Genomic DNA, 10672 nt, shown 5'->3' on the forward strand with positions numbered 1-10672 from the left:
GTGTTTTATTAACGACATGCAGAAGACATGGTTCATCACCGGTTCGTCCCGCGGCTTCGGCCGTTCCCTCGTCCTGGCCGCGCTCGCCGCCGGCGACCAGGTCGCCGCCACCGCGCGCCGCCCCGAACAGCTCGACGACCTCGTCGCGGAGTACGGCGAGCGGATCCTCCCGCTCCGCCTCGACGTGACCGACCAGGACGGCGCCCGCACCGCGCTGGCCGAGGCCGCCGCACGGTTCGGGCGCGTCGACGTCATCGTCAACAACGCGGGCTACGCCAACGTGGCCCCGATCGAGACGGCGGACGACGCCGACGTCCGCACCCAGTTCGAGACCAACTTCTGGGGCGTCTACAACGTGTCCAAGGCGGCGATCCCCCTGCTGCGGCAGCAGGGCGGTGGCCTCGTGATCCAGTTCTCGTCGGTGGGCGGCCGGGTCGGCGGCTCGCCGGGCATCGCGTCCTACCAGGCGGCGAAGTTCGCCATCGACGGCTTCAGCCGGGTGCTCCGCGCCGAGACGGCGCCGTTCGGCGTCAAGGTGCTCGTCGTCGAGCCGAGCGGGTTCCGCACCGACTGGGCCGGTGCGTCCATGACCGTGCACGACGCCCCCGCCGGGTACGAGTCCACCGTGGGCGCCATGAACGCCCGCATGCGCCAGGCCGGCGCGGGTGCGGCGGGCGACCCGGCCCGGGCCGCCCAGATCCTCGTCGCGCTGGCCTCGCGCGACGACCTGCCCGACAACCTGCCGCTCGGTGTGAACGCCACCGAGATGTCCGCGGCGCAGGACCGCCGGCTCCTGGAGTCGGACCAGCGGTGGAGCGCGGTGAGCCGGTCCGCCGACTTCGCGGAGCCGTTCCCGGTCGCCCTTCCCTGACCCTGCACGCTCATCTGTGATTGTCATCGTGCTCATCTGTTAGCCTGGCGGCTGTTCAACGGAGTCGAAGGGCGGCGGAGGAGCACGATGACGGCACTCGACGAGGAGACCGTGGGCAGCCTGGTGGTGTCCGCGCCGCAGGGCGCGGAGCTGACGGTGCCCACCTATGACCGGTCCCGGCTCACGACCGGGATCGTCCATCTCGGGGTGGGCGGCTTCCATCGCGCGCACCAGGCGATGTACCTCGACCGGCTGATGGCCGAGGGCAAGGCGCTGGACTGGGCGGTCTGCGGCGTCGGAGTGCTGCCGGGCGATGCCCGGATGCGCGACGCGCTGGCCGCGCAGGACGGCCTCTACACGCTGGTGCTCAAGCACCCGGACGGGCGCCTGGAGGCGCGCGTGATCGGGTCGATCAAGGAGTACCTGCTGGCCCCCGACGACCCGGAGGCGGTGCTGGAGAAGATGGCCTCGCCCGAGGTCCGCATCGTCTCGCTGACCGTCACCGAGGGTGGGTACAACATCCACCACGTGACCGGCGAGTTCGACCTGGCCGACCCGGCGGTCGCCGCCGACCTGGCCGACGGCGCCGTCCCGGCGACGACGTTCGGCCTGGTCACCGAGGCCCTGCGCCGCCGCCGCGACCGGGGCGTGCCACCGTTCACCGTGATGAGCTGCGACAACATCCAGGGCAACGGCGAGGTGGCGCGCCGCGCGTTCACCACGTTCGCCCGCGCCAAGGACGCCGACCTGGCGGCCTGGATCGAGGCGGAGGTCGCCTTTCCGAGCTCCATGGTCGACCGCATCACCCCGGTGACCACGGACACCGACCGCGCCATGGTGGCCGAGCGGTTCGGCGTCGACGACGCCTGGCCCGTGGTGGCCGAGCCGTTCGAGCAGTGGGTGCTGGAGGACGCCTTCCCGACCGGCCGGCCGCCGTTCGAGGACGCCGGCGTGCAGGTGGTGGCCGACGTCGAACCGTACGAGCTGATGAAGCTGCGCCTGCTCAACGCCGGCCACCAGGCCCTCTGCTACGTCGGCTACCTCGCCGGGCACCGGTACGCGCACGAGGTGGCCGGCCAGGACGTGTTCGCCCGGTTCCTGCTCGGCTACATGGACCGCGAGGGCACGCCCACACTGGCGCCGGTGCCGGGCATCGACCTGGACGCCTACAAGCAGACGCTGATCGAGCGGTTCGCGAACCCGCACGTGGCCGACACCCTCGCGCGGCTGTGCGCCGAGTCGTCGGACCGCATCCCCAAGTGGCTGCTGCCCGTGGTCCGGTACCACCTGGAGCACGGCGGGCCGATCGAGCACGCGGCGCTGGTCGTGGCCTCCTGGGCCCGGTACGACGAGGGCGTGGACGAGGCGGGCGAGCCCATCGAGATCGTCGACCGCCTCGCCGACCGGCTGCACCGTGCCGCCCTGGCGCAGGCGGAGGACCCGCTCGCGTTCCTGCGTGACCGCGAGGTGTTCGGCGACCTCGTCGACGACGAGCGCTTCACCGCCGCGTACCTCGCGGCGCTGGGCTCCCTGCACCAGAAGGGCGCCCGCGCCACGGTCGAGGAGCTCGTCGCCCGCTCCTGACCGACGTGTCAGACGCACAGATCACCCGAGGGATCTGTACGTCTGACACGTCAGGGGAGGAGGGTCTCCAGCGCGGTCGCGGCGGCGTCGTCCACCACCAGGGTGTCGGCGACGCCGCCGTTCACCGCGGCCAGCAGGCCGGGCGCGACGGCGGACCCGTAGCCGATGGCGATGACCCGGGGCGTGGCGGCGAGCTGTTCGAGGGTCACGCCCACCACACGCTCGTCGAGGCTGGTCCGCACGGGCCGGCCCGCGGCGTCGAACAGGCGGCCCGAGCACTCGGCGATCGCGCCGGCCGCCGTGGCGGCCCGCTGCTCCTCGGTGCTGATCTGCGGGAACACGGTGGAGCTGCGCTCCGACCAGTGGCCGATCGCGACGACGGCGACGTCCAGGTGGTCGGCTCGCGCCAGCGCGTCGGCGATCTCGGGCTGCCGGCGCAGGCCCGCGGCCGTCGCGGCGTCGGCCACGAGCAGCGGCGACCAGACGGGCCAGGTGCGCACGCCCGGCATCTGCGCGAACGTGCTGATGAGGGCCAGCGAGTTGCCGCTGCCCTCGACCGGCAGGGCCCCGACGAGCTGGACGACGTCGCAGTGGGGGAGCTGCCCGATGTGCCGCACCGCGGCCTCGACCGTGCGCGACCACGACACGCCCACGGTCATACCCTCGGCGATGTGCTCCCGGACGGCGCGGGCGAGCTCGACCGCGACGTTCTCCCGGGTGGCGACGGGGTCCGGACCGCTGGGCGCGACGAGGATCTCGCGCGCGCCGAGCCGGGCGGCGAGACGCGCCCCGCGCTCGCCGTCGGCGCGGGGCGCGGTGATCTCGATGCGCACCACGCCCTGTTCCCGGGCCTGCGCGAGCAGGCGCGCCACCTGGAAGCGGGAGATGCCGCGGTCGCGCGCGATGTCGACCTTGGACTTGCCGTCGAGGTAGTAGTCCGTACTCACCTCGACCATGAGGTTCGTGTCGTTCTGGGGCACCTGCGTCCTCACTCCCGCAGGCGGCAGCGGGAACCATTCGAGAGCGACTTCTGAGCGGGGGGCCTTGCTCACCTGAGCATACCCAACTACTCTGCGGATGCAGATGAGCGGTTTCATATTCTCAGATGAGCGTGGCGGAGAGGCCGCGCCGAGGAGAGGACGAGGATGTTCCGACCTCCAAGGAGTGTTTCGGCGCGGGGCAGGTCAGCACGGCGTAGCTCGGCACGGCGTTCTTCGGTGAGGGCGCCGGCGACGGCCGCGACGGCCGCCGCCGCGCTGGCCCTGTCCGGCTGCGCCGGGGCCGGCGCCGTGGGCGGCGACGACGGCGAGCAGATCGTGGTCGCGATCGTCTCCAACCCGCAGATGCAGGACGCGATCTCGCTGCAGGACGAGTTCCGCGCCGCCCACCCGGGCGTGGACGTGCGGTTCGTGTCGCTGCCCGAGAACGAGGCCCGCGCCAAGATCACGGCCTCGGTCGCGACCGGCGGCGGCGAGTTCGACGTCGTCATGATCTCCAACTACGAGACGCCCATGTGGGCCGAGAACGGCTGGATCGAGAACCTCCAACCGTACATCGACGCCACCGAGGGGTACGACACCGAGGACTTCGTCCCCAGCGTCCGCGAGGCGCTCTCGCGCGACGGCGACATGTACTCGGTGCCGTTCTACGGCGAGTCGTCGTTCCTGGCCTACCGCGCCGACCTGTTCGAGGAGGCGGGGCTGGAGATGCCCGCGCACCCGACGTGGGACGAGGTGCGCGACCTCGCTGCCGAGCTGAACGACCCGGCCGAGGACTTCTCGGGCATCTGCCTGCGCGGCCTGGCCGGCTGGGGCGAGGTCATGGCGCCGATGAGCACCGCGATCAACACGTTCGGCGGCGGCTGGTTCGACGAGGACTGGAACGCGACCCTCGACTCGCCCGAGAGCCGCGAGGCCATCGAGACCTACGTCGACACCGTGCGGTCCTCCGGGCAGCCTGGAGCGGCGACCTCCGGCTTCGGCGACTGCCTCACCCGGTTCGCCCAGGGCCAGTCGGCCATGTGGTACGACGCCACGTCGATGGTCTCGTCCGTCGAGGACCCGTCGTCCTCCACGGTGGCGGGCAAGGTCGGCTACGCGCCCGCGCCGGTCGCGGACACCGAGTCGGCCGGCTGGCTCTACAGCTGGTCGCTCGCCATCCCGTCGACCAGCGAGCACAAGGACGCCGCCTGGGACTTCGTGTCCTGGATGACGAACAAGGAGTACATCCGGCTGGTCGGCGACACGATCGGCTGGGAGCGGGTGCCCCCGGGCAGCCGCCTGTCCACCTACGAGATCCCCGAGTACGCCGAGGTCTCCGAGGCCTACGCCGACGCCACCCTGGAGTCGATGGGCGGGGCCACCCAGGAGGCCGCGATGACCCACCCGGTGCCCTACCCGGGCATCCAGTTCGTCGGCATCCCCGAGTTCCAGGACCTCGGCACCCGCGTGGGCCAGCAGATGTCCGCGGCGATCGCCGGCCAGGTGACCGTGGACGAGGCCATCGCACAGTCGCAGCGCTACGCCGAGACCGTGGCGGAGACCTACCGGGCCCAGGAGGGGAAATGAGCACCTCGACCATCGACCGGCTGGAGAGCTCGCGCCGGGCAGCCCGGGCGTCGGCGTCCGAGCGTTCGATCAGCAAGGCCGAAGGGTGGCGCCGCCGCGGCCCGCTCCTGCCCGCGCTGATCTTCACCGTCATCGTCACGCAGCTCCCGTTCCTGGTGACGATCTGGTACTCCCTGCGCTCGCAGAACCTGCTGCGGCCGGGCGAGGACCTTTTCGTGGGCCTGTCGAACTACGTGGACATCGCCCAGGACTCGACGTTCCGCCAGACCGCGCTGAACTCGGTGGTCATCACCCTCGGCTGCGTGCTGGTGGCGATGGTGCTCGGGATCGTGCTGGCGCTGCTGCTGGACCGCCCGTTCTTCGGCCGCGGCGTGGCCCGCACCATGCTCATCACCCCGTTCCTGGTGATGCCGGTGGCGACGTCGGTGCTGTGGTCCGTCGCGCTGCTCAACCCCACGTACGGCCTGCTGAACTGGACGCTCGGGCTGTTCGGCATCGAGGCCGTCGACTGGACCTCGACCTACCCGATCATCGCGATCCTCATGGCGCTGGTCTGGCAGTGGACGCCGTTCATGATGCTGCTCGTGCTCGCCGGGCTCCAGGCCCAGGCGAAGGACGTGCTGGAGGCGGCGTCCGTGGACGGCGCCGGCCCGTGGCGCACCTTCCGCTCGATCACGCTGCCGCACCTGCGGCGGTACATCGAGCTGGGCGTGCTGCTCGGCGTCATCTACGTGGTCAACACGTTCGACCAGATCTACCTCATGACGGCGGGCGGCCCCGGTACCGCCAGCGCCAACCTGCCGTTCTACATCTACCAGCGCGCGTTCCTCGGGTTCGACATCGGGCAGGCCGCCGCCATGGGCGTCGTCGTCGTGATCGCCACGATCATCGTGGCCTCCGCCGCGCTGCGCCTCATCTTCCGCAGCTTCGAGGTCAAGGAGTGAGCATGTCCGACGTGACGCGCGCGTACCGCCGTCGAACCACCGGTGGCGTGCTGACCACGCTGACCTGGTTGCTGGCGCTCGCCTTCTTCTTCCCGGTCGCCTGGATGGCGGCCACGGCGTTCAAGCAGGAGAACCAGGCGGCGTCCGACCCGCCCACCTGGTTCTTCACGCCCACGCTCGACCAGTTCCGGGCCGTGATCGAGGGCGGGTCCGGGGTCTACGTGGCCAACTCGGCCATCGCGACCGGCGTCTCGACGGTGCTGGTGCTGCTGCTCGGCATCCCGGCGGCGTACGCGCTGTCGATCCGGCCGGTGGAGAAGGTCAGCGACGTGCTGTTCTTCTTCATCTCCACCAAGATGCTGCCGGTCGTGGCCGTGATCGTGCCGATCTACGTGGTGGCCGGGCAGCTCAAGGTGCTCGACAACATCTGGACCCTGGTGGTCCTGTACACGGCGATGAACCTGCCGATCGCGGTGTGGATGATGCGGTCGTTCTTCCTGGAGGTGCCGGGGGAGGTGCTGGAGGCGGCGTCCGTCGACGGCGCCGGGCTGATGCGGACCCTGCGGTCCGTGCTCATCCCGATGGTGGCCCCCGGCATCGCCGCCACGGCGCTGATCTGCGTGATCTTCTCCTGGAACGAGTTCTTCTTCGCCCTGAACCTCACCGCCTCGCGGGCGGCGACGGTGCCGGTGCTCATCGTGTCGACCATGACGAGCGAGGGCCTGTTCCTGGCCCGGCTGTGCGCGGCGGCGCTGCTGGCGTCGCTGCCCGTGATCATCGCGGGCTGGGTGGCGCAGAAGCAGCTCGTGCGCGGGCTGTCGATGGGTGCGATCAAGTAGTGGTCGCCTTGCGCAGGTAGTCGATCAGCAGGTCCAGCACCGCCTCGAGCTGGTCCGTGCTGCCTGTCGCGCGCAGCACCTGGACGCCGCCCTGGATGCCGGCCACGAAGGCCGAGGCCACCTGGGCGGCGTCCAGGTCGGCGGTGATCCGGCCGGCGTCCTGCATGGCGACCACGCCGGCCTCGATCCGCGTACGCCACTGCCGGAGCAGCTCCGAGACCACCTCGGCCGCGCCCGGTGTGCTGGACACCTGGTCCATGAGCGCGGCGAGCGGGCAGCTGCGGCCCTGCGCGCGGTACCGCGCGACGACGGAGTCCCGCCACGCCGTCCACGACTCCCAGGTGTCGAGGCTGCTCAGGTGCGGCTCCTGGTCGATCAGCACCCGGTCGGCCTCCTCGCGGGCCACGGCGAGCAGCAGCTCCTCCTTGCCGCCGGGGAAGTAGTGGAACATCTGCCCCTTGCTGGTTCGCGTGATCGCCAGCACGTCGTCCAGCGTGACGGCGCCCGGCTCGGTGCCGCGCAGGTACTCCGCGGCTCCGTCGAGGATGCGCTGCCGGGTCGCCTGGCCCTTCGGGGTGAGCTTCACGGCCCCGACGGTACGGCCGATCTTCTGGACTTGCCAGTCCAAAAATGGGTTCCTAGCGTCGAGGGCATGGCACAGCGACTGAAGGGCCGGACCGCCCTCGTGACCGGGTCCACCAGCAACATCGGACGGGCGATCGCCGAGGCGCTCGCCGCGCAGGGCGCGCACGTCGTCGTCTCCGGGCGCAGCGTGGAGCGGGGTGAGGAGGTCGTGGCCGGGATCCGTGAGCGGGGCGGCACGGCCGACTTCGTCGCGGCCGACCTCGACGGCAGCCCGGAGGCGAGCCACGGCCTGGCCGGCGCGGCCACCGAGGTGCTCGGCGGGCGGCTCGACATCCTGGTGAACAACGCGGGCATCTACGCGCCCACCGTGCACCTGGCCGGCACCGACTCCGCGACCTTCGACCGCTACTACGCCGTGAACGTCAAGGCGCCCTACTTCCTCACCCAGGTGGTGGCGCCGCGCATGGTGGCCGACGGCGGCGGCGTGATCATCAACCTCGGCTCCTGGGTGGCCCGGCTCGCCACGCCGCTCGGCGGCCTGTACGCCTCGACCAAGAGCGCGCTGGAGTCGCTGACCCGCTCGTGGGCCGCCGAGTTCGGCCCGCAGGGCGTGCGCGTCAACGCCGTCTCGCCGGGCGTCATCCGGCCGCCGGAGCTCGACCCCGCCGCCGACTTCGCGGGCGCGATGACCTCCGGCACGCCCGCGGGCGGCCCGGGCCATCCGGACGCGATCGGCGCGGCGGTGGTCTACCTCGCCTCGGACGACGCGGCCTTCGTCCACGGCGCGACACTCGACGTCGACGGCGGCCGCGCCAACGTGGCGGTCGTCGCCGGCTGACCGGACCCGACGACCGTGCGCGACGACCAGGCACCTGCTGCCAGGATCTGACGGGTTCTGGCGGCAAGTGCCTGGTCCAAGATCGGACGAAAGGGTGGCTTTTCGGTAGATTTCACCCAAAGTTTACTGATGTCACCTCAGGTCAGGGTCGCGCCGTGTCAGGGTGAGCGAGGCACCGTGGCCCGCAGGGGGTCGCGGGCCGTCGCACACGGAGGTCGACGATGCGCACACGTCTCGTACGGGCACGGGGTCTGGGCCGGGTCTGGGGGAGCGGGCTGTCGGCGCTCGCCGTCGCGGCCGGGGTGCTGGTGGCGCCGGGCGCGGTCGCGACGGCCGGTACGACGACGGCGGACGCCGCGACGTCGGACGCCGCGACGTCGGACGCCGGGGCGCAGGCCGTCGCCGACGTCCCCGCCGGCTACTACGACAGCGCCGAGGGCCTGACGGGCGAGGCGCTCAAGGCCGAGCTGAACGACATCATCAGCGACGCCGACGCCGTGTCGTACAGCCAGGTGTGGGACGGCCTGATGGCCACCGACGAGGACCCGGCCAACCCGAACAACGTGATCCTCCTGTACACCGGTGAGTCGCGGGCCAAGAGCCTCAACGGCGGCGACGTCGGGGACTGGAACCGGGAGCACGTCTGGGCCAAGTCGCACGGCGACTTCGGCACGTCCACCGGGCCGGGTACCGACCTGCACCACCTGCGCCCGGCGGACGTCCAGGTCAACAGCATCCGCGGCAACAAGGACTTCGACGAGGGCGGCAGCGCGGTGAGCGGCGCGCCCGGCAACTACACCGACTCGGACTCGTTCGAGCCCCGCGACGACGTCAAGGGCGACGTCGCGCGCATGATCCTCTACATGGCCGTGCGCTGGGAGGGCGAGGACAGCTTCGCCGACCTGGAGCCCAACGACACCGTGAACAACGGCTCGGCCCCGTACCACGGCAAGCTCTCCACCCTGCTGGAGTGGAACGACGCCGACCCGGTGTCCTCGTTCGAGGCCAACCGGAACGACGTGATCTACGAGCAGTTCCAGCACAACCGCAACCCGTTCGTGGACCACCCGGAGTGGGCGGACGCCATCTGGGGCTGAGGCCGGCCGCGTTGTCAGGCCCTGGTGCCGCGACGGCGTCACCGGGGCCTGACGCGGCCTTCGCCCAGGTCTCAGACGGTTGCGACGTCGACGAGCTTCTCGAGCCCGATGAAGTCGTCCGGGTTGCGCGTGATCACCGGAAGGCCCTCGGTGAGCGCGACAGAGGCGATGAGCAGGTCGGCGAGGCGGCGGCGGGGCTTGCGCCCCTGAGCGACGACTGCTGCGTAGACCCTGGCGTAACTGCGGGCGGCTTCGATGTCGAACGGGATGGGGTCGAACGCGGCTTCGGTTCTCTGGAGCCGATCCTGGCGGCGAGCCCGCTCGGTCGCGTCGGTCGTGGCCGCGGGCGCCGCGGCGAGCTCCGCCAGCGTGATGGCGCAGATTGCTATCTCGACAGGTAGATCGGCGGCCGGGATGTTCTCCAGGTCGATCACCACCGAGGTATCGAGGAGTCCCTGAGGCAGGCGCTCAGCCACGAGGCTCGATGTCCTGGTCCACGTACTCGTCGATGTCGTCCCGGATGGAGCTCCAGTCGAGCTTTGGTGCGTGACGGAACATCTCCACCGCGGCCTGGGCGGTGACAAAACGCTGGCGCCGCAGCGGGCGCAGCTCACCGACGGGGTGCCCGTTGCGGCTCACGATGAAGGTGTGGCCCTCATCCAAGGCGCGCATGATGCGCCCGCTGTCGTTGCGCAGCTCTCGCTGGCTGATCTGCTCTGTCACACCCACGACTGTAGCATGGCGTGCTACACCCGGTTCCGGGCCAAGGCACCGCCTCAGCGGGGGGCTGGGCGTCAGAGCGTGGCCGACGCCAGCGCCTCCTCGTGCCCGTCCAGCGTGATCTCGATGCGGTCCATGTCGGTGAGCGACACCGCCGTCGACGCGTCGAGGCCCGTCGTCTGGCCGCCCGACCACGACCACGTCGCCGCGACCGTCCGCGCCCCGTCCCGCCCGACCAGCACCAGCTCGTACCGGATCGGCTCCGGCGGCACGTAGACGCCCTCGGGCGGCTGCTCCCCGGGATCCGGCGGGTAGTGGCAGCTCCACCGGAATTGGGTGCCCCAGGCGGTGGGCGTCGCCACCACCTCGGCGCGCATGTCCGCACCGGCCACGGGCCGCAGCTCGATGGTCCGGGCCGCGGCGGCGGTGGCCGACGGCGGGGCGGTGCCCCCGGCGTCGGGCACCCCGCCGTCCGGCGTGCCGAACAGGCCGCCCGCGGTGAGCACCGAGCCGCCCACCGCCCCGGCGACCACGAGGGCGCTCGCGGCCACGGCACCCAGCGCCCGCCGCCGGAACCGGGACCGGCGGGCGGCGCGGGCGAGGCCCGTGAGCGGGACGACGTCCGCG

12 protein-coding genes are annotated in these 10672 nt (G+C 71.6%); 7 read left to right on the plus strand and 5 right to left on the minus strand.

Going from position 1 to position 10672, the window contains the following annotated elements; genetic code table 11:
* Window positions 1-16: 16 nt before the first annotated feature.
* Together QRN56_RS25270 and QRN56_RS25275 are read left to right on the plus strand one after the other, a co-directional pair.
* Window positions 17-871: an SDR family NAD(P)-dependent oxidoreductase gene (locus QRN56_RS25270; protein ID WP_285107969.1), complete on the plus strand. Its 855-nt coding sequence runs from the start codon at window positions 17-19 to the stop codon at window positions 869-871.
* Window positions 872-958: 87 nt separating this feature from the next.
* Window positions 959-2455, plus strand: coding sequence for a mannitol dehydrogenase family protein (locus QRN56_RS25275; protein WP_285107970.1), 1497 nt, complete (start codon window positions 959-961; stop codon window positions 2453-2455).
* Between the two features lie 50 nt (window positions 2456-2505).
* Here QRN56_RS25275 and QRN56_RS25280 read toward each other — a convergent pair whose 3' ends face one another.
* A complete protein-coding gene (locus QRN56_RS25280) occupies window positions 2506-3435 on the minus strand; it encodes a sugar-binding transcriptional regulator (protein WP_285107972.1) in 930 nt (309 codons plus the stop codon).
* Between the two features lie 237 nt (window positions 3436-3672).
* On the opposite strand from QRN56_RS25280, the gene QRN56_RS25285 reads away from it, so the two are divergent.
* Genes QRN56_RS25285 through QRN56_RS25295 form a run of 3 tightly spaced genes read left to right on the plus strand, consistent with a single transcriptional unit; the run spans window position 3673 to window position 6805 of the window.
* Window positions 3673-5022: an ABC transporter substrate-binding protein gene (locus QRN56_RS25285; protein ID WP_285107973.1), complete on the plus strand. Its 1350-nt coding sequence runs from the start codon at window positions 3673-3675 to the stop codon at window positions 5020-5022.
* Window positions 5019-5966 carry a carbohydrate ABC transporter permease gene (locus tag QRN56_RS25290; RefSeq protein WP_285107974.1) on the plus strand — a complete coding sequence of 316 codons (948 nt, stop codon included), beginning with the start codon at window positions 5019-5021 and terminating at the stop codon, window positions 5964-5966. The genes QRN56_RS25285 and QRN56_RS25290 overlap by 4 nt, the downstream gene beginning before the upstream one ends.
* 2 nt (window positions 5967-5968) lie before the next feature.
* Window positions 5969-6805 carry a carbohydrate ABC transporter permease gene (locus tag QRN56_RS25295; RefSeq protein ID WP_285107976.1) on the plus strand — a complete coding sequence of 279 codons (837 nt, stop codon included), beginning with the start codon at window positions 5969-5971 and terminating at the stop codon, window positions 6803-6805.
* Here the strand turns inward: QRN56_RS25295 and QRN56_RS25300 are convergent.
* The gene (locus tag QRN56_RS25300; protein ID WP_285107978.1) at window positions 6798-7391 is read right to left on the minus strand and encodes a TetR/AcrR family transcriptional regulator; all 594 of its coding nucleotides are present in this window, start codon (window positions 7389-7391) and stop codon (window positions 6798-6800) included. The two genes, QRN56_RS25295 and QRN56_RS25300, sit on opposite strands and share 8 nt — an antisense overlap.
* Window positions 7392-7457: 66 nt before the next feature.
* Here QRN56_RS25300 and QRN56_RS25305 point away from each other — a divergent pair, with 66 nt between their 5' ends.
* The gene (locus QRN56_RS25305) at window positions 7458-8228 is read left to right on the plus strand and encodes an SDR family NAD(P)-dependent oxidoreductase (RefSeq protein ID WP_285107980.1); all 771 of its coding nucleotides are present in this window, start codon (window positions 7458-7460) and stop codon (window positions 8226-8228) included.
* 221 nt (window positions 8229-8449) lie between these two features.
* Entirely contained in the window at window positions 8450-9325 is an 876-nt protein-coding gene (locus QRN56_RS25310; protein ID WP_285107981.1) for an endonuclease I family protein, read from the plus strand.
* A 71-nt stretch (window positions 9326-9396) separates the two neighbouring features.
* On the opposite strand, the gene QRN56_RS25315 is transcribed toward QRN56_RS25310, so the two are convergent.
* From QRN56_RS25315 to QRN56_RS25325, 3 genes are all read right to left on the minus strand, one after another.
* On the minus strand, window positions 9397-9801 hold the full coding sequence (locus QRN56_RS25315) for a type II toxin-antitoxin system VapC family toxin (RefSeq protein ID WP_285107983.1): 405 nt from the start codon (window positions 9799-9801) through the stop codon (window positions 9397-9399).
* Window positions 9794-10048, minus strand: a complete 255-nt coding sequence (locus QRN56_RS25320) for a type II toxin-antitoxin system Phd/YefM family antitoxin (RefSeq protein ID WP_285107985.1) — start codon at window positions 10046-10048, stop codon at window positions 9794-9796. The genes QRN56_RS25315 and QRN56_RS25320 overlap by 8 nt, the downstream gene beginning before the upstream one ends.
* 71 nt (window positions 10049-10119) lie before the next feature.
* Window positions 10120-10672: hypothetical protein (locus QRN56_RS25325; protein ID WP_502928838.1), on the minus strand; the 553-nt coding region annotated here is incomplete at its 5' end.

The sequence above is a fragment of the Promicromonospora sp. MEB111 genome (genome assembly GCF_030209445.1).
Taxonomy (GTDB): Bacteria; Actinomycetota; Actinomycetes; order Actinomycetales; family Cellulomonadaceae; genus Promicromonospora.